At 60.7% G+C, this 19,056-nt stretch carries 21 protein-coding genes and 1 riboswitch; of the genes, 17 read left to right on the top strand and 4 right to left on the bottom strand.

Annotation, left to right across the window (positions count from 1 at the left end; genetic code table 11):
• The first annotated feature begins 6 nt into the window (after positions 1 to 6).
• The 4 genes from AB4O01_RS02895 to AB4O01_RS02880 all read left to right on the top strand — a co-directional run bounded on the left by AB4O01_RS02895 (position 7) and on the right by AB4O01_RS02880 (position 2,390).
• Positions 7 to 492 carry a flavin reductase family protein gene (locus AB4O01_RS02895; RefSeq protein ID WP_099758793.1) on the top strand — a complete coding sequence of 162 codons (486 nt, stop codon included), beginning with the start codon at positions 7 to 9 and terminating at the stop codon, positions 490 to 492.
• 133 nt (positions 493 to 625) lie between these two features.
• A complete protein-coding gene (locus tag AB4O01_RS02890) occupies positions 626 to 1,030 on the top strand; it encodes a carboxymuconolactone decarboxylase family protein (protein ID WP_034155594.1) in 405 nt (134 codons plus the stop codon).
• 42 nt (positions 1,031 to 1,072) lie between these two features.
• Positions 1,073 to 1,825, top strand: a complete 753-nt coding sequence (locus tag AB4O01_RS02885; RefSeq protein ID WP_116256671.1) for a GntR family transcriptional regulator — start codon at positions 1,073 to 1,075, stop codon at positions 1,823 to 1,825.
• A 1-nt stretch (position 1,826) separates the two neighbouring features.
• Positions 1,827 to 2,390, top strand: coding sequence for an NUDIX hydrolase (locus AB4O01_RS02880; RefSeq protein ID WP_099758790.1), 564 nt, complete (start codon positions 1,827 to 1,829; stop codon positions 2,388 to 2,390).
• Between the two features lie 123 nt (positions 2,391 to 2,513).
• On the opposite strand, the gene AB4O01_RS02875 is transcribed toward AB4O01_RS02880, so the two are convergent.
• Entirely contained in the window at positions 2,514 to 2,810 is a 297-nt protein-coding gene (locus AB4O01_RS02875; RefSeq protein WP_460090612.1) for a DUF1330 domain-containing protein, read from the bottom strand.
• Positions 2,811 to 2,878: 68 nt separating this feature from the next.
• On the opposite strand from AB4O01_RS02875, the gene ribBA reads away from it, so the two are divergent.
• The 5 genes from ribBA (at position 2,879) to AB4O01_RS02850 (ending at position 8,326) form a co-directional block, all read left to right on the top strand.
• Entirely contained in the window at positions 2,879 to 3,988 is a 1,110-nt protein-coding gene (ribBA, locus tag AB4O01_RS02870; RefSeq protein WP_095050094.1) for a bifunctional 3,4-dihydroxy-2-butanone-4-phosphate synthase/GTP cyclohydrolase II, read from the top strand.
• A gap of 380 nt (positions 3,989 to 4,368) precedes the next feature.
• A complete protein-coding gene (locus AB4O01_RS02865; RefSeq protein ID WP_186624248.1) occupies positions 4,369 to 5,394 on the top strand; it encodes an ABC transporter substrate-binding protein in 1,026 nt (341 codons plus the stop codon).
• Positions 5,391 to 6,338 (top strand): ABC transporter permease, encoded by a 948-nt coding sequence (locus tag AB4O01_RS02860; RefSeq protein WP_166674938.1) that lies wholly within the window; start codon positions 5,391 to 5,393, stop codon positions 6,336 to 6,338. Before AB4O01_RS02865 ends, AB4O01_RS02860 begins: the two co-directional genes overlap by 4 nt.
• Before the next feature lie 6 nt (positions 6,339 to 6,344).
• Positions 6,345 to 7,154 carry an ABC transporter permease gene (locus AB4O01_RS02855; protein WP_007918021.1) on the top strand — a complete coding sequence of 270 codons (810 nt, stop codon included), beginning with the start codon at positions 6,345 to 6,347 and terminating at the stop codon, positions 7,152 to 7,154.
• Between the two features lie 17 nt (positions 7,155 to 7,171).
• A complete protein-coding gene (locus AB4O01_RS02850; RefSeq protein WP_460090610.1) occupies positions 7,172 to 8,326 on the top strand; it encodes an ABC transporter ATP-binding protein in 1,155 nt (384 codons plus the stop codon).
• 202 nt (positions 8,327 to 8,528) lie between these two features.
• Here AB4O01_RS02850 and map read toward each other — a convergent pair whose 3' ends face one another.
• The 3 genes from map to AB4O01_RS02835 all read right to left on the bottom strand — a co-directional run bounded on the left by map (position 8,529) and on the right by AB4O01_RS02835 (position 10,466).
• The gene (map, locus tag AB4O01_RS02845) at positions 8,529 to 9,320 is read right to left on the bottom strand and encodes a type I methionyl aminopeptidase (RefSeq protein ID WP_093437755.1); all 792 of its coding nucleotides are present in this window, start codon (positions 9,318 to 9,320) and stop codon (positions 8,529 to 8,531) included.
• The gene (locus AB4O01_RS02840; protein ID WP_007918027.1) at positions 9,317 to 9,544 is read right to left on the bottom strand and encodes a ParD-like family protein; all 228 of its coding nucleotides are present in this window, start codon (positions 9,542 to 9,544) and stop codon (positions 9,317 to 9,319) included. The genes map and AB4O01_RS02840 overlap by 4 nt, the downstream gene beginning before the upstream one ends.
• Positions 9,545 to 9,608: 64 nt before the next feature.
• Entirely contained in the window at positions 9,609 to 10,466 is an 858-nt protein-coding gene (locus AB4O01_RS02835; RefSeq protein WP_460090609.1) for a LysR substrate-binding domain-containing protein, read from the bottom strand.
• 109 nt (positions 10,467 to 10,575) lie between these two features.
• Between AB4O01_RS02835 and phnD the strand changes: the two genes are divergently transcribed.
• The 8 genes from phnD (at position 10,576) to AB4O01_RS02795 (ending at position 18,744) form a co-directional block, all read left to right on the top strand.
• The gene (gene phnD, locus AB4O01_RS02830) at positions 10,576 to 11,442 is read left to right on the top strand and encodes a phosphonate ABC transporter substrate-binding protein (RefSeq protein WP_093437749.1); all 867 of its coding nucleotides are present in this window, start codon (positions 10,576 to 10,578) and stop codon (positions 11,440 to 11,442) included.
• Entirely contained in the window at positions 11,439 to 12,230 is a 792-nt protein-coding gene (gene phnC / locus AB4O01_RS02825; protein ID WP_460090608.1) for a phosphonate ABC transporter ATP-binding protein, read from the top strand. The genes phnD and phnC overlap by 4 nt, the downstream gene beginning before the upstream one ends.
• A gap of 2 nt (positions 12,231 to 12,232) precedes the next feature.
• Complete coding sequence (gene phnE, locus AB4O01_RS02820; protein ID WP_320337020.1) at positions 12,233 to 13,051, top strand: phosphonate ABC transporter, permease protein PhnE; 819 nt, start codon at positions 12,233 to 12,235, stop codon at positions 13,049 to 13,051.
• Between the two features lie 110 nt (positions 13,052 to 13,161).
• The gene (gene psrA / locus AB4O01_RS02815; protein ID WP_116256664.1) at positions 13,162 to 14,253 is read left to right on the top strand and encodes an iron-containing alcohol dehydrogenase PsrA; all 1,092 of its coding nucleotides are present in this window, start codon (positions 13,162 to 13,164) and stop codon (positions 14,251 to 14,253) included.
• A 130-nt stretch (positions 14,254 to 14,383) separates the two neighbouring features.
• Complete coding sequence (locus tag AB4O01_RS02810) at positions 14,384 to 15,679, top strand: MFS transporter (protein WP_093437737.1); 1,296 nt, start codon at positions 14,384 to 14,386, stop codon at positions 15,677 to 15,679.
• Positions 15,680 to 15,689: 10 nt separating this feature from the next.
• Entirely contained in the window at positions 15,690 to 16,559 is an 870-nt protein-coding gene (locus AB4O01_RS02805; RefSeq protein ID WP_460090606.1) for a LysR substrate-binding domain-containing protein, read from the top strand.
• A 74-nt stretch (positions 16,560 to 16,633) separates the two neighbouring features.
• Complete coding sequence (gene phnX, locus AB4O01_RS02800) at positions 16,634 to 17,461, top strand: phosphonoacetaldehyde hydrolase (protein WP_460090605.1); 828 nt, start codon at positions 16,634 to 16,636, stop codon at positions 17,459 to 17,461.
• 347 nt (positions 17,462 to 17,808) lie between these two features.
• Positions 17,809 to 18,744: a Ppx/GppA family phosphatase gene (locus AB4O01_RS02795; protein WP_320337024.1), complete on the top strand. Its 936-nt coding sequence runs from the start codon at positions 17,809 to 17,811 to the stop codon at positions 18,742 to 18,744.
• A gap of 42 nt (positions 18,745 to 18,786) precedes the next feature.
• A riboswitch (cobalamin riboswitch) is annotated at positions 18,787 to 18,980 on the top strand.
• Positions 18,981 to 19,056: the final 76 nt, after the last annotated feature.

Genomic DNA, 19,056 nt, shown 5'->3' with positions numbered 1-19,056 from the left:
TGCGAAATGATCGAACCCGGCATTTACAAAGACGTCATGAGCTCGTTCCCGTCCGGCGTCACGGTGGTCACCACCCTTGACCCTGAGGGTGGGATCGTCGGCATCACCGCCAGCGCTTTTAGCGCGCTGTCGATTGACCCGGCGCTGGTGTTGTTCTGTCCCAACTATGCTTCCGACACTTACCCGGTGCTACGTGACAGCAAGAAATTTGCGATCCATTTGCTGTCGGCTGACCAGACGGCTGAGGCCTATGCTTTCGCCAGTAAAGGCAAGGACAAGGCCAAGGACATCGCGTGGCATTTGAGCGAACTCGGTAACCCGATTCTGGCCAAAGCGACGGCGATCATCGAGTGCGAGTTGTGGCGTGAATACGATGGTGGCGACCACGCGATCATTGTTGGCGCGGTGAAGAACCTGATCCTGCCCGAACAACCGGTGACGCCGATGATTTACCACAAAGGCAAGCTCGGGCCGTTGCCGACCCTGGCCTGAGGCGACAATGCGAAACCCTGTGGGAGCGAGCTTGCTCGCGAAGGCGTAGTGTCAGTCGACATCAATGTTGAATCTAGTGGCGCTTTCGCGAGCAAGCTCGCTCCCACAGGGGATAGTGGTGTGAGGAGGAATGATGAGTAACGAAAAGTATGAGAAAGGCCTGAAGATCCGCACTCAGGTGCTCGGCGAAGCCTACGTGCAGCGTTCGATAGAGAACGCCGACGACTTCACCCGTCCGCTGCAGGAAATGGTTACCGAATACTGCTGGGGCCATGTCTGGGGGCGTGAGGGTTTGTCGCTCAAGGAGCGCAGCATGATCAACCTGGCGATGATCTCGGCGCTCAACCGTCCGCATGAACTCAAGCTGCATGTGCGTGGCGCCTTGCGTAACGGCCTGAGTCGTGAGCAAATACGCGAAATTCTGCTTCAGGTCGGCATTTATTGCGGCGTTCCGGCAGCCGTGGACAGTTTCCGGCTGGCCCGTGAAGCCTTTGCCGAAGCCGACGCCGAAGCCTCAGTTAACCCCTCGGCTGTTTAGATGCCCGTCTGGCATGGACAGCCAACTTAAAGAGCGGACCCCATGAAACGCCAGCCACTCGACGACAGCTTCAAGGTCAATCGCAACCCCGTTACCCTGCGCGAAATCGTGCTGGATAAACTGCGTAGCGCGATCATGAATTTCCAGCTCATGCCAGGCGATCGTCTGGTCGAGCGCGATCTGTGCGATCGCCTCGGTGTAAGCCGTACGTCGGTGCGTGAAGCCTTGCGTCACCTGGAATCCGAAGGTCTGGTCGAGTTCGCCGATGCCAAAGGCCCGCGCGTGGCGATCATCACCCTCGCCGATGCGGTCGACATCTATGAGCTGCGCTGCGTACTTGAAGGCCTGATCGTGCAGTTGTTCACCCTGCGCGCTAAAGCCAAGGACATCAAAGCCCTGGAAAAAGCCCTCGACGACAACCGCAAGGCGTTGAAGGACGGCGAGTTGCAGCAGGTGATCGACTCGGTGCAGGGTTTCTACGACGTGCTGCTCGAAGGTTCGGGCAACCATGTGGCGGCGACTCAACTGCGCCAGTTGCAGGCGCGCATCAGCTACCTGCGCGCGACCTCGGTGTCCCAGGAAAACCGTCGCGGCGCGAGTAACCACGAAATGGAAAAAATGGTCGAGGCGATCAAAAGCGGCGATCCGCTGGCGGCGCATCAGGCCTGCGTCGATCACGTTCGCGCCGCTGCTGCGGTGGCGCTCGACTACCTCAAGCGCAAACAGGAAGAGACCGGCGCCACGCCGAACATCACCCTGCCCATCGCGCTGAAAGAACCCCGTATAGGTCACTGATATGTTCAGCCCGAGCTATTGCCCGAAATGCGGTGGCCCTGACCTCGGTCAGCAGGTGCCGCCGGGCGATACGCACGAGCGCCTGATGTGCCGCGGCTGCGGCTACATCCACTACGTCAATCCGAAGATCATTGCCGGCTGCATCATCGAGCAGGACGGCAAATACCTCTTGTGCCAACGCGCGATCCCACCGCGCCCGGGCACCTGGACGCTGCCCGCCGGGTTCATGGAAAGCGGCGAGACCACCGAGCAAGCGGCCGTCCGCGAAGTCTGGGAAGAAAGCGGTGTGCGCGCGGAAATCGTCTCGCCGTACTCGATTTTCAGCGTGCCGAAGATCAGCGAGGTGTACATCATCTTCCGTGCGATCGCGCTGGAGATCACCGGGCAGTACGGGCCGGAGACTATGGATTACAAGTTCTTCGCGCCGGAAGAGATTCCGTGGGAACAGATCTATTACCCGGCGATCCGGCAGATTCTCGAGCGCTATATCGAAGAACGCCAGGCTGGGGTGTATGGGATCTACATGGGCAATGACGATAGCGGCAAGATTCACTTTATCCGCTGAAGATTGCCTATCCCCCTGTGGGAGCGAGCTTGCTCGCGAATGCGGTCAGACATTCAACATGTGTATCGACTGACACGACGCCTTCGCGAGCAAGCTCGCTCCCACAGTGTTTAGTGGTGTTGCTTAAATTGGGGCGATGCCTTCAACGATGACGATTTCCGCCCTCGCCCATTCCTCGCGATAACGTTTCGCTTCCTGATACGCCGCTGAGTGGTAGCACGCCACAGCCTTCTCATAGCTCTCGAACTCGATCACCACGCTGCGTTGTGGCGTCTCGCGGCCTTCCATCGCCTCGCTGCGCCCGCCTCTGGCCAGAAACTTCGCGCCAAACGCAGCGAACGCTGCCGGCGCACGCTGGGTGTATTGGCTGTAATGATCGGCATCGGCTATATCCACGTGAGCAATCCAGTACGCCTTCATAGTGACCTCTTTGTTGATTTTGTATTATGGTATACCAATATATTTCCAACGAACCCTGAGAGTCCAGCATGGCCTTCAACAGCATCGAAGAAATCATCGAAGATTATCGTCTCGGCAAAATGGTCTTGCTGGTCGATGACGAAGACCGCGAAAACGAAGGCGACCTGCTGCTGGCCGCCGACCGTTGCACGCCCGAGGCGATCAGCTTCATGGCCCGCGAAGCGCGCGGTCTGATTTGTCTGACCCTGACCGACGAACATTGCCAGCGTCTGGGTTTGGAGCAGATGGTGCCGGCCAATGGCAGCGTGTTCAGCACCGCGTTTACCGTATCGATTGAAGCAGCGGTTGGCGTGACCACCGGCATCTCCGCAGCAGATCGCGCTTGCACCGTGGCCGCCGCCGTCGCGCCGAATGCCCGCGCTGAAGATCTGGTGCAGCCGGGCCACATCTTCCCGCTGCGCGCCAAGGAAGGTGGCGTACTGACCCGCGCGGGTCACACCGAGGCCGGTTGCGACCTGGCGCGTCTGGCCGGTTTTACCCCGGCCTCGGTGATCGTCGAGGTGATGAACGACGACGGCACCATGGCCCGTCGCCCGGATCTGGAAGTGTTTGCGCGCAAGCACGGGATCAAGATCGGCACCATCGCCGACCTGATCCACTATCGCCTGAGCACCGAGCACACCATTGAACGCATCGGCGAACGGGAGCTGCCGACGGTGCATGGCACGTTCCGCTTGATCACCTTTGAGGATCGCATCGAGGGCGGCGTGCACATGGCGATGGTCATGGGCGATCTGCGCCGTGAAGAACCGACGCTGGTGCGCGTGCATGTGATCGATCCACTGCGGGATCTGGTTGGCGCGGAATATAGCGGGCCGACGAACTGGACGCTTTGGGCGGCGTTGCAACGGGTCGCTGCTGAGGGGCATGGGGTTGTGGTGGTGTTGGCCAATCATGAGTCGTCGCAGGCGCTGCTGGAGCGGGTGCCGCAGTTGACCCAGCCGCCGAGGCAGTTCAGTCGTTCGCAATCGCGGATTTATTCGGAGGTCGGGACTGGGGCGCAGATTCTGCAGAATCTGGGGGTTGGCAAGCTGCGTCACCTGGGCCCTCCTCTGAAATACGCCGGGTTGACCGGGTATGACCTGGAAGTGGTCGAGAGTATTCCGTTTACCGAGTGAAGCTGCCCTCACCCCAGCCCTCCCGACACGTCGGACCGCCCGTAGGGAGAGGGAGCTGACCGAGGTGTTTAGTCGCTATACGCCGACTTGAGATACCGAGTCGAACTGAGGTTTTGAACAGCCTCCAATCGGCCCCCTCTCCCGAAGGGAGAGGGCTGGGGTGAGGGGCTGGATCTGACATTCACAAAAAACATCCAAGCCGAACGCATCAAATAACCGCCCGGCCAGATAACCGGTAAGGCAAAGTGCTTGCACAAAGTTTGGAATACCATAATATGATATTCCATAGACCGGACATTCCAACGAAGGTCCATCTACTGCTCCCGACAGGCGGGCAACAACGCAAGCCCGCTCAAAAACACAACAATGAGGGCGTAAAAATGGTGTTGAACAAAGCTGCAACCGCGATCTTTTTTGCGGGACTGCTCAGCGTTACCGGCCAGGCTGCAATGGCTGCCGAGAGCGTGAACTTCGTCAGCTGGGGCGGAAGCACCCAGGATGCGCAGAAACAGGCCTGGGCCGATCCGTTCAGCAAGGCCAGCGGCATCACCGTCGTGCAGGATGGCCCGACTGACTACGGCAAACTCAAAGCCATGGTCGAGAGCGGCAACGTGCAGTGGGACGTGGTCGATGTCGAAGCCGACTTCGCCCTGCGCGCAGCCGCTGAAGGCCTGCTCGAACCCCTCGATTTCAAAGTCATCCAGCGCGACAAGATCGACCCGCGTTTCGTCAGCGATTACGGCGTCGGCTCGTTCTTCTTCTCCTTCGTCCTCGGCTACAACGAGGGCAAACTCGGCGCCAACAAGCCGCAGGATTGGAGCGCCCTGTTCGACACCAAAACCTACCCGGGCAAACGCGCCCTGTACAAATGGCCAAGCCCTGGCGTGCTCGAACTGGCGCTGCTGGCCGACGGCGTGGCGGCCGACAAGCTCTACCCGCTGGATCTGGATCGCGCCTTCAAGAAGCTCGACACCATCAAGAAGGACATCGTCTGGTGGGGCGGCGGCGCGCAGTCGCAGCAACTGCTGGCGTCAGGTGAAGCGAGCATGGGCCAGTTCTGGAACGGTCGCATTCACGCCCTGCAAGAAGACGGCGCACCGGTCGGCGTGAGCTGGAAACAGAATCTGGTCATGGCCGACATTCTGGTGATTCCAAAAGGCTCGAAAAACAAGGACGCGGCGATGAAGTTCCTCGCCGCCGCCAGCGGCGCCAAAGGCCAGGCCGACTTCTCCAACCTGACCGCCTACGCCCCGGTCAACCTCGACAGTGTGGAGCGTCTGGATTCGACGCTGGCCCCCAACCTGCCGACTGCCTACGCTAAGGATCAGATCACTCTTGATTTCGCGTACTGGGCCAAAAACGGCCAGGCCATCGCGACACGGTGGAACGAATGGCTGGTCAAATGAAAATGGCGGCCACCGCGTCCCGTCCCTCCACTGCCACCGGGAGCGCGACCAGCGCTGCCGGTTCGGCCCACGGAACACAGGCGGTTGCGATGCAGCAAGCCCCGTCCCTCAGACAACGCTGGCGCGGCGCCGGCAACCTCGCCCCGGCGCTGTTGTTCATCGGCCTGTTCTTTCTCGCGCCGTTGATTGGCCTGCTGTTGCGCGGCGTGCTCGAACCGACCCCGGGCCTTGGCAACTATGAACAACTGTTCGCCAACTCGGCGTACGCCCGAGTGCTGCTCAACACCTTCTCGGTGGCCGGGCTGGTAACGCTGTTCAGCCTGTTGCTGGGCTTTCCGCTGGCCTGGGCGATCACCCTGGTGCCGCGTGGCTGGGGTCGCTGGATTCTCAACATCGTGCTGCTGTCGATGTGGACCAGCCTGCTCGCCCGTACGTATTCGTGGCTGGTGCTGCTGCAAGCGTCGGGCGTGATCAACAAGGCTCTGATGGCGATGGGCATCATCGATCAGCCGCTGGAAATGGTCCACAACCTCACCGGCGTGGTGATCGGCATGAGCTACATCATGATCCCGTTCATCGTCCTGCCGTTGCAGGCAACCATGCAGGCCATCGACCCGATGATTCTGCAGGCCGGTTCGATTTGCGGAGCCAGCCCGTGGACCAACTTCTTCCGGGTGTTCCTGCCGCTGTGCCGGCCGGGTCTGGCCTCCGGTGGCTTGATGGTGTTCGTCATGTCGCTCGGTTACTACGTGACCCCGGCGCTGCTCGGCGGCGCGCAGAACATGATGCTGCCGGAGTTCATCATTCAGCAGGTGCAATCGTTCCTCAACTGGGGCCTGGCCAGTGCCGGCGCCGCGTTGCTGATCGCGATCACTTTGGTGCTGTTCTACTTCTACCTGAAGCTCCAGCCGGAATCCCCGGTTGGCGCCAGTAACGCGAGGTAAGCCGACATGCTCCTGACCCCCAATGCGATGAGCCGGCGCATGCGCTTCGGTTTGTATGCAACCACCGGGCTGATCGGTCTGTTCCTGCTGTTGCCGATCGTCTTCATCGTGCTGCTATCGTTCGGCTCCTCGCAGTGGCTGGTGTTTCCGCCACCGGGCTGGACGCTGAAATGGTACGGCCAGTTCTTCTCCAACCCCGACTGGATGAACGCCGCAGCGGCCAGTCTCAAGGTTGCCGTGCTGACCACGATCTGCGCCGTGGCCCTCGGTTTGCCGACGGCGTTTGCACTGGTGCGCGGGCGCTTTCCTGGCCGGGAAATGCTCTACGGTCTGTTCACCCTGCCGATGATCGTGCCGCTGGTGATCATCGCCGTGGCGGTGTACGCGCTGTTCCTCAAGCTCGGTTACACCGGGACGATGTTCGCCTTCGTCGTCAGCCATGTGATCGTCGCGTTGCCGTTCACCATCATCTCGATCATCAACTCGCTGAAGCTGTTCGATCAGTCGATTGAAGACGCGGCGGTGATCTGCGGTGCTTCGCGCCTGCAAGCGGTGTTCAAGGTGACGTTCCCGGCGATCCGTCCGGGCATGGTCGCCGGCGCCCTCTTCGCCTTCCTCGTTTCGTGGGACGAAGTGGTGCTCAGCGTGATGATGGCAAGTCCCACACTGCAAACGCTTCCCGTGAAAATGTGGACCACCTTGCGCCAGGACCTGACGCCAGTGATCGCCGTCGCTTCGACGCTGCTGATCGGCTTGTCGGTTTTGGTCATGGTCATCGCCGCCGCGCTGCGCCGGCGCAACGAAATCAGCGCCTGAGCGCCCAGGAGTACGACATGAGTGCCGTGATCAAAGACGCTTCCCAGCAGAATGACAAACCCCTGGTCAGCCTGCGCAATCTGAACAAGCACTACGGCGACTTTGCCGCCGTCGACAACATCTCGCTGGACATCAAGGACGGTGAATTCCTGACCTTCCTCGGCTCCAGCGGCTCGGGCAAAAGCACCACGCTGTCGATGCTCGCCGGCTTTGAAACGCCGAGCAGTGGCGAGATCCTCGTCAACGGTCAGTCGCTGGTGAATGTGCCTCCGCACAAGCGTGACATCGGCATGGTGTTCCAGCGTTATTCGCTGTTCCCGCATTTGTCGGTGCGCGACAACATCGCGTTTCCGCTGGCGATCCGCAAACTCGCCGCCGCCGAACGTGACAAACGTGTCGACGCGATGTTGAAACTGGTCCAGCTCGAACAGTTCGCCCATCGCCGCCCTTCGCAACTGTCTGGCGGCCAGCAGCAACGTGTCGCCATTGCCCGGGCGCTGGTTTACGAACCACGCATCCTGCTGATGGATGAACCGCTGGGGGCGCTGGATAAAAAGCTGCGTGAAGATCTGCAGGATGAGTTGCGCCAACTGCATCGTCGCCTGGGCATCACCATTGTTTACGTGACCCACGACCAGGAAGAAGCCATGCGTTTGTCGCAGCGCATTGCGATTTTCAGTCACGGCAAGATTGTGGGTCTGGGCAGTGGTTATGACCTTTATCAGAACCCGCCGAATGCGTTTGTGGCGTCGTTCCTGGGTAATTCGAACTTCCTCAAGCTCAAGGCGCAGGGCAATGCGGCGGCTTCGTTTGAAGGACAGTCATTGTCGATTCGCCTGACCGCTGGGTTGCATACGGATCAGGATGTGTTGCTGATGGTGCGGCCGGAAAAAGCGCAGGCGTTGAGCGTGTCGCAGGCGATCAGCGAACCGCTGCCGTCGGGGTGGAACGAGGTTTCAGCGAAGGTGGTGGAGGTGTTGTTTCTGGGTGAGAGCCAGACTTGCAGTGTGGTTACGTCGGGCGGCACATCAATGACGGTGAAAGCGTTGTCGGCTGCTGGCATGCCGCTCAAGGCTGGCGATCCGGTGCAAGTGCGCTGGGCCACCGCAGACGCCTGCGTTTACACCGAATGGACCGACAGCGACCTGAACAAGGCTGCCGGCGCTCACTGATAGCGTGTTGTCTGTGAGATTTACCCCCTCACCCCAGCCCTCTCCCCCAAGGGGGGCGAGGGGGAAAGGGAGCAGATCGGGGGCTTTTCAGGACCTGAGTTCGACTCAGGACTTTCAAGTCGATGTATAACGCCAAAACAACCCGGTCAGTCCCCTCTCCCTCTGGGAGAGGGCTAGGGTGAGGGAAACAGTCGACGCGGTATCAGACAATAGCGCGGTAGCCTTCAATCTCATCTGGCCACGCGGTCAAGATCTCAAACCCCGTCTCCGTCACCGCCACCATATGCTCCCACTGCGCCGACAACGAGCCATCCTTGGTCAGCACCGTCCAGCCATCCGGCATGTTTTTCACATGACGCTTGCCGGCATTGAGCATCGGCTCCACGGTAAAAATCATCCCGGCCTTGAGCTTCATGCCCTGATTCGGAAAGCCGTAATGCAGGATCTGCGGCTCATCGTGATAGACCTTGCCGATCCCGTGCCCGCAGTACTCGCGCACCACGCTGAAGCCTTCTTTCTCCGCCAGGCTCTGGATCGCGTGGCCGATATCGCCCAGCGTGGCGCCCGGTTTCACCACGCGGATGCCCGCGCACATCGCCTCGTAGGTGGTCTTGATCAGGTGCTGCGCTTCAGGTGTCGCCTCACCGACCACGTACATGCGGCTGGTATCACCGAACCAGCCGTCCTTGATCACCGCGATGTCGAGGTTGACGATGTCGCCATCCTTCAGCGGCGTGCCCGATGGGATGCCGTGGCACACCACGTCGTTGACCGAGGCGCAGACGGTTTTCGGAAAGCCGTGATAACCGACGTTGGCCGGCACCGCTTTCTGCACATTGACGATGTAGTCATTGCACAGCTGATCGAGCTGATCGGTGGTGACGCCGGCCTTCACATGCGGCACCAGCATGGCCAGCACTTCAGCGGCGAGTTTGCCGGCAGCACGCGATTGCGCGATGTCGGCCGGGGTGTTGATCTTGATCTGGTTTCTCATGCGCTGACGGCTTCCTGAGTCAGTTGTTGCAGATCCAGCCCGCCGTTCTGTTCGGCGCGGATCAGCAAGCGGCAAATGGCGCTGTGGTCGAGGTTGGGATGCAGTTCGGCGAGCATGCCGATGCGCATCCAGTGCTCGGCCTGCGCGTTGATCGAGCGGCTGAGGGCGTTGCTGGAGATACGCAGGTTCTCGTGCATGTCCTCTGAAATCTTTACGATGCCCATATATGAATCCGATACGATATGTATATGGATCGTATATTAGCCAAGCCTCACGGGAAATTGCAAATCAACCCAGCGCCGCGTCGAAAAACGATGAGATGAGCCGACTGGAACGCCGCTCCGCCAGGCAGTACAGATAAGTCTCGGTGAACAGCTCCTCGCCCTCGATTCTGATCGTGCGGATGTTCGGGTCGGCAATGAACTCCGCTTCTGACACCACCCCCAACCCCAGACCACGCACCACCGCCTCACGTAGCGCCTCGCGACTGCCGATTTCCATGGCGATGCGCGGTTTGACCTGCGCCGCATTCAACGCCTGTTCCAGCACCAGTCGTGTGGTCGAGCCTGGCTCGCGTTGCAGGAGCCGCTGCCCTTCCAGTTCCTCCAGCCGCACGCTGCCACGATTGGCCAGTGTATGTTCATGGTGGGCGAACAAGATGATCGCGTGCCGCGCATAACGCACCGAACACAACGCCGGATCATCCTGACGCCCGGCCAGCACGGCGATGTCGGTCACATAGTTTTCCAGATCCGACAGCACCTGTGCCGAGTTGCCGACGCGGATCGACACATCGATATTCGGATGCTGTTGCAAATAGCTGTCGACCATTTCGATCACATGAAACGGCCCCACCGCACCAACCTTGAGCTGGCCGCTGTCGAGCCGTCCGGAGTCGCGCAGCAGGTTGTGCGCTTCCAGTTCCAGCAAGGCAATCCGTTGCGCGATCGGCAGCAACTGCCGCCCGACATCGGAAAGCTCGATCCGCCGCCCGCGCCGATGGAACAGCTCAACATTGTGCTGGCGTTCCAAGGCTTGTACTTGCGTGGTCAGGGTCGGCTGGCTCAAGCCTGACGCCCGCGCCCCGGCACTGAAACTGCCGTGACGGGCGACGGCGAGAAAGGCCCGCAGTTTGGCGCTGGACATCCATAGACTCCATCAATAGTTAGCTGTCGTTTCGCATATTGAATTGATTGAATGACTGTCACGTGACAGACCTAGCCTGTGGCAACTCCCAACCACACCGTGGAATGCCATGAAAACAATCAAACAGTTTCTGCGTGTCGCCAGCCTCACCGTCATTGCCCTCGGCGCCAGCCAGGTCTGGGCCAAGGACAAACTGACCATTGGCTTGATCCCCTCGGAAGATTCCCAGGCGATGATCGAATCGAGCAAACAGGTGCTCGACGATCTGCAAGCCAAAATTGGCATGCCGGTGGTGCCGTTCGTGGCTACCGACTACAACGGCATCATCGAAGCGCTGCGTTCGGGCAAACTCGACGTCGCCTATCTCGGGCCGTTTTCCTACGTGCTGGCGACCTCGGTGGCGGATGTCGAGGCGTTTTCGGTGGCGGTGACCAAGAAGACCGGGCAGAGCGCGTACAAAAGCGTGATTCTGGCGCGCAAGGACAGCGGCATTCATTCGCTGGCCGACCTCAAGGGCCATACGTTCGCATTCGTCGACCCGAGCTCAGCGTCCGGGCATCTGTTTCCCAAGGCTGGCCTTGAGCAGGCCGGTTTTGCCCCGGACAGTCTGTTCAAACGGGTGATTTTCTCCGGCTCCCACGACGCCAGCATCCTTGCGGTCGAGAACAAAAAGGTCGACGCCGCCGCTGTCGCCGACCGCATCTTCGCCAGCGCCGTGGCCAAGGGCGTGGTGAAGCAGGATGACTTTGAAATCGTCTGGAGTTCCAAGCCGATTCCTGAGTCGCCGATGGTCTGGCGCAAGGCGCTCGATCCGCAACTGAAGAAGAAAATCGCCGACGCGCTGGCTTCAATCAAGGACGTGCCGTGGGGTGATCAGGGCGTACTCAATGGTTTCCAGCCGACCACCGACGCGTCGTATGACGTGGTGCGCGAAACCGCCAAGGTGCTCGATCTCGATTTACGGAGCATGAAATGATCAGCATCCGCCAACTGACCAAACACTACGGCAGCAACCCGGTGTTGCGCGGCATCGACCTTGAGGTGGGCGCAGGGGAATTCGTCGTGGTGCTCGGTCAGTCGGGCGCCGGCAAATCGACCTTGCTGCGTTGCATCAATCGTTTGGCGCAGGCCGACAGCGGCACGCTGAACGTCGCCGGCATCGACGCCCTCGCCTGCCCTGACACCAGCGTTTTACGCCGTGAAGTGGCGATGATTTTTCAGCACCACAACGTCGTGCCTCGCTTAAGCGTTTTGAAGAATGTGCTGACCGGTCGCCTCGGTTCCGTCGGCACCCTTGCCTCGATTCTGCAGCTGTTCCGCCGTGACGATGTGGCGCTGGCGATGCAATGCCTGGAGCGCGTCGAACTGGCGCACAAGGCTGGCGAACGCACCGATTCGTTGTCTGGCGGACAAAAACAGCGCGTCGGCATCGCCCGCGCCTTGGCGCAACGACCGCAGGTGATTCTGGCCGATGAACCGATTGCCAGCCTTGACCCGAAGACCGCTCGCCTGGTGTTGCAGTACTTGCGCGATGCCACCCGCGAACTGGGCATCACCGTGCTGTGCAATCTGCATCAGGTCGAATACGCCCGTGAGTTCGGCGACCGCGTGGTCGGCCTCGCGCACGGCAGTCTGGTGTTCGATGGCAAAGCGTCGAGCATGACCGACGCCGATCTGGCGCGAATCTATCCGGGGCAATCGGCGCAATCCCCTGCTGACGTGCCCACGCCCACCCTGTCCTACCGCACTGTATCGAGGGCCTGAGCATGCAATCGCAAAACTATCAGTGGGTCGGCGATCGTCCCCGTGGCCCGCGCAGTTGGCTGACCACCGGCGCCGTCGTCCTGATCGTGCTGTGGACGCTGAACTGGAGCGCACAAGGCGCGCAGCTCAGCCTCGGTGAACTGGCCGCCGGGTTGCCGCAGATCGGCGACTTTCTCTCGCGCACCTTTCCGCCGGACCTGAGCATCCTGCCGCGTCTGATCGCGCCTGCGGTGGAAACCTTGCAGATCGCCATTTGGGGAACCCTGCTTGGCGTCTTACTGGCGGTTCCAATGTCGTTTCTCGCCGCGCGCAATTTAAGCCGCAACCGCTGGCTGTTTCACGCCACCCGCCAGGCGCTGAATTTCACCCGCAGCATCAACGAACTGATCCTCGCCCTGATCTTCGTCTCGGCGGTTGGACTCGGCCCGTTCCCCGGCGTATTGGCGCTGGCTCTGCATGGCCTGGGCATGCTCGGCAAATTCTTCGCCGAGAGCATCGAAGAGATCGACCAAGGCCCGATTGAAGCGCTGCAAGCGACCGGTGCGCGGCCGTTGCAGGTGATTGTGTTTGGTGTTTTGCCGCAGGTCATCACCGCGTGGATTGCGGTGATCCTGTACCGCTTCGAGGTCAACCTGCGCTCGGCCACGGTGCTGGGCATGGTCGGTGCCGGCGGTTTGGGGTTCGAGCTGGTGAGCAGTCTCAAGCTGTTCAAATATCAGGAAACCGCGACCTGCATCATCGTCATCACCTTCATGGTGATAGTCGCCGACGCCATCTCCAGCCGCCTGCGCGCGGCGATCCAGAGCGGTTCGGCGCACTAGCGTAAAGCTGCTATCGGCTCAGCCGATTCAAACCTGCGATTTATCGATTTGTGCCGTTGTCGGTCGCCCTCGACTATGTGACCACACGACAACAACAAGAAGGATTGACCATGACTGCCCGCTTCCAGAACCCCGTCGATACCCGTTTCGGCTGGGGCAGCCTGCAAGACCTTGCCGCCATCACCGAGCAGCAGCGCGTCGCCCTCGTAACCTTCCCTGAGGCCCGAGGGCTGGGCTTGGTGGACCGTTTGCAAAGCTTGCTCGGCGAACGCCTGATCTACGTTTTCGAAGACGTCCAGCCCAACCCCGACGTCGCCCATCTGCGCAGCACTTACGAGCACTTCTGGCAACACGCCGCTGATTGTGACGTGGTCCTCGCCGTGGGCGGCGGCAGCGCCATCGATACCGCCAAGGCGTTGATCGTCGGCACCGAATCCGGCCGTTTCGATGAACTGCTGAGCCTGCTGGCGACAGGCAAACCGTTCACCCCGGCCCGTTGCAAACAACTGATCGCCGCACCGACTACTGCCGGCACGGGCAGCGAAGTCACGCCGTGGGCGACGATCTGGGACAGCGCCAGCCAGAAGAAATACTCGCTTCATCTGGATTGCACCTGGCCACGGGTGGCGATCATCGACCCGCAACTGATGCTCACCGTGCCGGCCGGCGTCACCGTTTCCACCGGGCTCGACGCCCTGTCGCACGCGCTGGAGGCGATCTGGAACGTCAACGCCAACCCGGTCTCAGACACCTTTGCCATTTCCGCAATTGAAGACATTCTCGAATGCCTGCCGCGTTTGCACAAAGATCTGTCGAGCCAAGAGTTGCGCACGCGCATGGCACTGGCCGCACTCAAGGCCGGGCTGGCGTTTTCCAACACCAAAACCGCGCTGGCGCACTCGATTTCCTATGAGATGACCTTGCGCCACGGTTTGCCCCACGGCATCGCCTGCTCCTTCACCTTGCCGCTGGTTTTGGGTTTGGCCTGGGGCCACGACGCTACTCGCGACCGTACCTTGCAACGGGTATTCGGCGCGGACCTGAGCAAAGCCCAACAGCAACTGCGCGAGTTCCTGCACAGCCTCGGGGTGAAGACCGAGTTTGCCGATTACGGCGTCTCGGCCAAGGACGCCGAAGCCATCATCCAGTTCGCAATGCAAGGTGCGCGCGGCAAGAACTTCATCGGTTCACAAGCCGCCTGACGCCTGATAACACCCGAGTCACCCAAGCACCGCCAGCGGCATGCAGCCGCGGTGATTTCCTGTCGCACCAAAAAAGAGTGCACCCCGCCGACGACACCCGGCGGGAACCGACAACAATAAGGAAAAGATCATGAATCGTGCCGAAACAATGCCTGGTCTCGCCGTCCGTTCTGCCTCGTTCCGGGTCGCCCAGTGGCGCATGCTGCTGGCAGCGATGTTCTGTTACCTGTTTTTCTACACCGGTCGGCAGACCTTCGGTTTTGCCATTCCGGGGATTCAGGCCGAGTTCGGCCTGAGCAAGGAAACCCTCGGCTGGGCCTCTGCAGCGATGCTCTGGGCCTACGCGATTGGGCAGGCGATCAACGGCAACCTCGCCGATAAATTCGGTGGCCGACGGATCATGACGCTGGGTGCGGTGCTGTCCTGCGGTGCCAACTGGGTGACCAGTTTTGCCGGTGGTTTCACCAGCCTGATTCTGCCGTGGGGCGTCAACGGCTACTTTCAGGCCTTGGGCTGGGCGCCGGGCGGTCGGCTGATTGCCAATTGGTGGGCGGCGGGCGAGCGCGGCAAGGTTTACGGTTTCTACACTTTCGCCGCCGGTTGCGCGTCGATTCTGTCGTACGTCACCTCTATCGTCGTGCTCGAAGTGCTGCAACTGGAATGGCGCTGGATCTTCCGCTTGCCAGTGCTGCTGATGCTCGCCGGCGGGATCATTTTCTATCTGGTCGCCCGCGAACGCCCGCAGGATCTGGGCTTCGAACCGGTGGGTGATACCGGTGTGGCCAACGCTGACGACAAACATCAGGAAGCCGCGCAGGGCGAAGTCGAGTCCTCGGCACAACGCTATAAAGCCGTGCTGAAGAATCCCCGCCTGCTGATCGCTGCGCTGTCCCTGGGCTTTCAGAACGCGGCGCGCTACGGCTTGATCGTCTGGGTGCCGGTGCACTTTCTCGGCGCCAACTGGAAAAGCGGCGACAGCATGGTCGACCCGAAATGGATCACCGTCGCCCTCCCCGTCGGCATGGCGGTTGGCGCGTTGAGCAATGGCTGGGTGTCGGACAAGTTGTTCGGTTCCAAGCGGTATCTGGCGATCATGCTCTATATGGTGCTGGGCGCGGCGACCAGCCTGTGGATGTGGAGCCTGCCACCACACAGCGTCATCGGCCTGATCGCCCTGTTCCTGTGCGGCTTCTTCGTCTACGGCCCGGCCTCGAGTTTCTGGGCGCTGTGCCCGGATCTGGTCGGGGCCAAACGCGCCGGCACCGCGACCGGGATCATGAACTTCTCGTCCTACCTGTTCGCCGGCCTGGCTGAGCCGATGATCGGTCGTTTGCTTGACACCACAGCAAACACGTCTCTCATCTTCATAGTGGTCACCAGCGCCTGCCTGTGCAGCGCGGCAGTGGCATTGTTCATTCGACGCTGACGGGGCTTGCATGTACCAGTATCACAAGTGGTTGCGTTCGTTTCATGCGGTGGCCAAGACCGGCAGTTTTACCCTTGCGGCAGAGTTCCTCAGCGTCGGTCAGCCGACCGTCAGCGAACAGGTCAATGCGCTGGAAAACACCTTCTCGGTCGAGCTGTTCCATCGCCGTGGCCGCTACATCGAAATGAGCGCCGCCGGGCACAAGCTCTATGCGATCACTCAGGGCCTGTTCGGTCAGGAGGATGAAGCCGTGCAACTGTTGCAGAGCTTCAAGCAGCGCAAGACCGGAATGCTGCGCCTCGGCGCGGTGTCACCGCCGATTGCCATGAACCTGACCTATGAGCTGATGCAGCGCCATCCGGATATCGAACTGGAAACCTCGTTTTCTTCGGAAAAGGACACCCTGGCGCGGTTGTTCAACTTTGATATCGACGTGGCGATTCTGGCCTTGTCGGAATTCGATGAGCGCTTCCACACGCGGTTGTATCACCGCTATCCGATCATCGCCGTGGTGCGTGATGACCATCCGTGGGCCAGTCAGGCGCAGGTTCACATCAGTGAAATCAGTGGCGAAAAATGGGTGATGCGCGAATCCAGTGCACGCACCCGACAACTGGTGGAAGAAAGCTGCAAGCGCCTCAATATCGATCTCAACTGCGTCATGCAACTCAACAGCCGCGAAGCCATCGTCCACGCGATCGTCAAGGGCATCGGCATCGGGTTTGTCTCGGCGGTCGAGTACGCCGAAACCCCGGGCACCACGCCGATCACCTTTGTCGATCACCCGTTCTTTATCGAATACCACCTGTGCTGCCTCGGCATCCGCCGGAACCGGCCAGTGATTGCCGAACTGTTTGATGCGAATCCACCGCTGACCTGATCAGCACTGACCCTTGAACCGCCTACCTCATTGCCGAGGGACGGCCCACGCTTACCTGAAAACGGAGATTGACCATGCAGTACCAACAACCGACTCACCTGCAAGCCGCGATCCTCGACTGGGCCGGCACCGTTGTCGATTTCGGCTCGTTTGCGCCGACGCAGATTTTCGTCGAGGCCTTTGCCGAGTTTGGCGTCGCCGTGTCGCTGGAAGAAGCGCGCGGGCCAATGGGCATGGGCAAGTGGGATCACATTCGCACGCTGTGCAACCTGCCGCAGATTGCCGAGCGTTACCGCGCGGCGTTTGATCGCTTGCCGAGTGACGACGATGTAACGGCAATCTACGAACGTTTCATGCCGCTGCAGATCGAGAAAATCGCCCTGCATTCGGCGCTGATTCCGGGCGCGCTCGAAGCCATTGCAGCATTGCGCGACAAGGGTTTGAAAATCGGTTCGTGCTCGGGCTACCCGGCGGTGGTAATGGCCAAGGTTGTCGAACTGGCGCGGGAAAATGGCTATGTCGCCGGTCATGTCGTTGCCACCGATGAAGTGCCCAATGGCCGGCCGTATCCGGCGCAGGCGTTGGCCAACGTGATTGCCCTGGGCATCGATGACGTGGCCGCCTGCGTCAAGGTCGACGACACCTGGCCGGGAATTCTCGAAGGCCGCGCCGCCGGCATGTGGACGGTGGCGTTGACCTGTTCCGGCAACGCACTGGGCCTGACCTATGAGCAATACAAGGCGTTGCCGTCGGATCGACTGGCGGAAGAACGCGCGCGGATCGGCAAGATGTTCGCCCCTTCGCGCCCGCACTACCTGATCGACACCATCGCCGAACTGCCCGAAGTGATCGAAGACATCAATGCGCGCCTGGCCCGGGGCGAAACTCCGCAGTCCTGCTGATTGATCGTCCGCACCCCGCGCTGATCGTTCCCACGCTCTGCGTGGGAATGCAGCCCGTGACGCTCCGCGTCACTGGACGCGGAGCGTCCCTAGAGGCGTTCCCACGCGGAGCGTGGGAACGATCAACAGCCAAATCGCGGGCAAAAAAAAGCTGCCAAAACTGGCAGCAAAAACTTTAAGAACACGCGATGTATTGACCTCAGCATAGACGCCGGATAATGACAGTGTCGTGACAGTCGCAAATTCATTCAATCGCCCCGCCCCCGTCATCAGGATGTCATCAAGATCACGGCAGAATCCTCGCAAACCGTCTTGAGCCTCGCGACGGATGCTCTGCAAGGATTCCCATGAAAGACGACGCCTCGCTGTTTGCCGCCATCGACCTGGGTTCGAACGCCTTTCGCCTGATGATCGGCCAGTCGGTGCGCAGCCGCAAAGGCTTGCAGATTCAGGAAGTGAAAACCCTGCGCGAACCGGTGCGCCTCGCCGAAGGCTTTGATGGCGGCGCACTGGATGCCTTGGCACTGGATCGCGGCTGGCAGGCGTTGGCGCGGTTCGGCAAGAAGCTGCGTGGTTTCGAGGCCGGCCGTGTTCGTGCGGTGGCCACAAGCGCGGTGCGTGAAGCGGACAACGCGCAACTGTTTCTGGCCAGTGCCGAGCGGCATCTGGGCTTTCCCATCGACGTCATTTGCGGCCATGAAGAGGCGCGGCTGGTCTACGCCGGCGTAACTCACGCCTTGCCCAGCGCCGACGACCTGCGCCTGGTGGTCGACATCGGCGGCGGCTCCACCGAGCTGATCCTCGGCCAGGGCTCACAACCCTTGTTAACCGAAAGCATCGCCATCGGCAGCGGCACCTTGAGCACGCGATTCTTTCGCGGCGGCGATGTGTCCGCCAGCGCGCTACAGGAGGCCGAACGCTTCGCCATCCTGCAGTTTGAAAAAGTTGCCCGGCGCTACCGTGCTCAGGGCTGGCAGCAAACCATCGGCTCTTCCGGCACCGCGCGCATGCTCGCCAAAGTACTCAAGACCAATCGCCTCAACGACTTCGGCCAGGACGGCATCACCTACGGCGGCCTGCTGCGCCTGTCGCTGCTGTTGTTGAAGGTAAACAACGTGCAACAGCTCAAGCTCGCAGGCCTGCAACCACACCGCCAGAGCATTCTGCCCGGCGGTCTGGTGTTAATGCTGGCGGCATTCAAAGTGTTCGGTATCGCACAAATGCTGCCCTCCGAACCGGGCCTGCGTCTGGGCGTGTTGCACGGTTTGATGAGCCAGCACTAATCCTCGCCGCAACAGATTCGTCTCCCCTTCGGCGGCTTGATCGACTACCATGCCGCCGCTGGTTCCCGAACGGGACTAATAGGGAATCCGGGGTGCTTGCACAGCATTGACCGGAACTGCCCCCGCAACTGTAGGTGCCGAGCCTGCTCCACGACTGCCACTGGGTGAATCCCGGGAAGGCCGGAGCCAGGCGATGACGCATCAGTCAGGAGACCTGCCGGCACAGTGATTACTAACCGGCGGGGTGTCCGGGAAGGACATCGTGCCGTGCGCGTCTTCGTTGGCTGCCCGGCCTTGCGCTGTTTTCCTGAC

Source organism: Pseudomonas sp. S2_E02, assembly GCF_054668355.1.
The sequence above is the reverse complement of the archived record's forward strand: the minus strand, read 5'-3'. Positions and strand labels throughout refer to the sequence as shown.

Bases quoted from the DNA above. Each gene is read 5' to 3' on its own strand.
- AB4O01_RS02895 (WP_099758793.1), top strand. From the start codon at position 7: ATGATCGAACCCGGCATTTACAAAGACGTCATGAGCTCGTTCCCGTCC.
- AB4O01_RS02890 (WP_034155594.1), top strand. From the start codon at position 626: ATGAGTAACGAAAAGTATGAGAAAGGCCTGAAGATCCGCACTCAGGTG.
- AB4O01_RS02885 (WP_116256671.1), top strand. From the start codon at position 1,073: ATGAAACGCCAGCCACTCGACGACAGCTTCAAGGTCAATCGCAACCCC.
- AB4O01_RS02880 (WP_099758790.1), top strand. From the start codon at position 1,827: ATGTTCAGCCCGAGCTATTGCCCGAAATGCGGTGGCCCTGACCTCGGT.
- AB4O01_RS02875 (WP_460090612.1), bottom strand. From the start codon at position 2,810: ATGAAGGCGTACTGGATTGCTCACGTGGATATAGCCGATGCCGATCAT.
- ribBA (WP_095050094.1), top strand. From the start codon at position 2,879: ATGGCCTTCAACAGCATCGAAGAAATCATCGAAGATTATCGTCTCGGC.
- AB4O01_RS02865 (WP_186624248.1), top strand. From the start codon at position 4,369: ATGGTGTTGAACAAAGCTGCAACCGCGATCTTTTTTGCGGGACTGCTC.
- AB4O01_RS02860 (WP_166674938.1), top strand. From the start codon at position 5,391: ATGAAAATGGCGGCCACCGCGTCCCGTCCCTCCACTGCCACCGGGAGC.
- AB4O01_RS02855 (WP_007918021.1), top strand. From the start codon at position 6,345: ATGCTCCTGACCCCCAATGCGATGAGCCGGCGCATGCGCTTCGGTTTG.
- AB4O01_RS02850 (WP_460090610.1), top strand. From the start codon at position 7,172: ATGAGTGCCGTGATCAAAGACGCTTCCCAGCAGAATGACAAACCCCTG.
- map (WP_093437755.1), bottom strand. From the start codon at position 9,320: ATGAGAAACCAGATCAAGATCAACACCCCGGCCGACATCGCGCAATCG.
- AB4O01_RS02840 (WP_007918027.1), bottom strand. From the start codon at position 9,544: ATGGGCATCGTAAAGATTTCAGAGGACATGCACGAGAACCTGCGTATC.
- AB4O01_RS02835 (WP_460090609.1), bottom strand. From the start codon at position 10,466: ATGTCCAGCGCCAAACTGCGGGCCTTTCTCGCCGTCGCCCGTCACGGC.
- phnD (WP_093437749.1), top strand. From the start codon at position 10,576: ATGAAAACAATCAAACAGTTTCTGCGTGTCGCCAGCCTCACCGTCATT.
- phnC (WP_460090608.1), top strand. From the start codon at position 11,439: ATGATCAGCATCCGCCAACTGACCAAACACTACGGCAGCAACCCGGTG.
- phnE (WP_320337020.1), top strand. From the start codon at position 12,233: ATGCAATCGCAAAACTATCAGTGGGTCGGCGATCGTCCCCGTGGCCCG.
- psrA (WP_116256664.1), top strand. From the start codon at position 13,162: ATGACTGCCCGCTTCCAGAACCCCGTCGATACCCGTTTCGGCTGGGGC.
- AB4O01_RS02810 (WP_093437737.1), top strand. From the start codon at position 14,384: ATGAATCGTGCCGAAACAATGCCTGGTCTCGCCGTCCGTTCTGCCTCG.
- AB4O01_RS02805 (WP_460090606.1), top strand. From the start codon at position 15,690: ATGTACCAGTATCACAAGTGGTTGCGTTCGTTTCATGCGGTGGCCAAG.
- phnX (WP_460090605.1), top strand. From the start codon at position 16,634: ATGCAGTACCAACAACCGACTCACCTGCAAGCCGCGATCCTCGACTGG.
- AB4O01_RS02795 (WP_320337024.1), top strand. From the start codon at position 17,809: ATGAAAGACGACGCCTCGCTGTTTGCCGCCATCGACCTGGGTTCGAAC.